A 393-nucleotide genomic window follows, 5' to 3' on the forward strand; every position below is an offset into this window, starting at 1 on the left:
GAACCCTTGACTGTGCTTGAAACAGAAGTGTCCCTTTCTGTGCCTAGCGAAGACGTTCGCGCCGTAGTGACTGCTTTCACACCATTCCAATTGGATCAAACAGGCAAATATATCATGGACGACTCTCGCGTTATGAAGGGCCAAGAACGGTACCGTAATAATTCATTGTATTATATGAACGTTCGTCGTAGCTGGTACATCGTGAGCCATCGTTATAAGAAAGACAGCTATGCACGCATGGCATTAGATCGTTTGTACAATGATTACAAAGATTTCTTTATGGATCGTGTGACTGTATCTGACGATGAAAAATTGGACTATGCACAACAAATCATGGATATCTGGGATCGCAATACGGCCAATGTACAGGATGATGAATTGCGTTTCTACATG

At 42.7% G+C, this 393-nt stretch carries 1 pseudogene; it reads left to right on the forward strand.

Annotation, left to right across the window (positions count from 1 at the left end):
• Window positions 1–393: pseudogene (locus MWC30_RS22100) on the forward strand (hypothetical protein); the annotation flags it as partial.

Source organism: Desulforhabdus sp. TSK, from assembly GCF_022836495.1.
Taxonomy (GTDB): Bacteria; Desulfobacterota; Syntrophobacteria; order Syntrophobacterales; family Syntrophobacteraceae; genus Desulforhabdus.